This is a genomic window from Bacillus cereus group sp. N6 (assembly GCF_016483705.1).
GTDB classification, from domain to species: Bacteria; Bacillota; Bacilli; order Bacillales; family Bacillaceae_G; genus Bacillus_A; species Bacillus_A wiedmannii.
The window spans coordinates 1-725 of record NZ_JAEHBI010000186.1 but is presented as its reverse complement, the minus strand read 5'-3'; the positions used below and the strand labels follow the sequence as shown (position 1 = coordinate 725).

The window sequence follows — 725 nt, the reverse complement described above, 5'->3', positions numbered from 1 at the left end:
TGATGCTAGTCTAAATGATAGACACACCGAACAGAGAGTTTATACTAAAAACAAATAAACAAGTTCGAGGTGTCTTATGAAGAAAAAAAGATATGATGCAGATTATAAAAAACAAGCTGTGCAACTTTGTAAGGAAGAGGGCCAAACAATTGCTCAAATAGCAAGAAATTTAGGGATTTCATATAAAACACTACACCGTTGGTGTAATGAATATAAACAAAGTAAGGGAGCCGGTTTTGTAGGATCTGGAAACATCAAACCAGAGAATCAAGATCTCCTCGCTTTAAAGCGGCGTAATCGTGAGCTTGAGGAGGAATTGGCTATTTTAAAAAAGGCACTTGGCATCTTCAGCAAGGACCAGAAGTAATCTACACATTCATTATGTATCACCGAGATGAATTTCGTGTAGTGAAGATGTGTCAGGTCTTCGGTGTATCACGTAGTGGTTATTATGCCTGGTTAAAGCGCCCTATCAGCTCACAGAAAAATCGTAAAGAGCAGCTGATCCAACAAATTCGAAATGAATATTTACAATCGAATCAAATTTATGGAAGTCCTAAAATTACAAAGGAATTGCAAAAACAAGGTGTTTGTGTTTCACAAAAAACAGTAGCACGTTTGATGCAGCAAGAAGGCCTTCGTTCTATTACAGTGCGAAAATATAAAGCAACAACCAATAGTAATCATCCTTACAATGTGTACGCAAACTTGTTAAATCAAACTTT

The 725-nt window shown here is 36.6% G+C and carries 2 protein-coding genes; both read left to right on the top strand.

Annotated elements, in window-relative coordinates; genetic code table 11:
* Positions 1–76 precede the first annotated feature (76 nt).
* Complete coding sequence (locus JDS99_RS30795; protein WP_199696485.1) at positions 77–367, top strand: transposase; 291 nt, start codon at positions 77–79, stop codon at positions 365–367.
* 47 nt (positions 368–414) lie between these two features.
* Positions 415–725, top strand: a 311-nt coding sequence (locus tag JDS99_RS30790; RefSeq protein WP_242475822.1) for an IS3 family transposase, incomplete at its 3' end; no start/stop codon positions are given.

What these genes read in the sequence shown, in the direction of transcription:
- JDS99_RS30795 (WP_199696485.1), top strand. Translation starts at nt 77, where the DNA reads ATGAAGAAAAAAAGATATGATGCAGATTATAAAAAACAAGCTGTGCAA.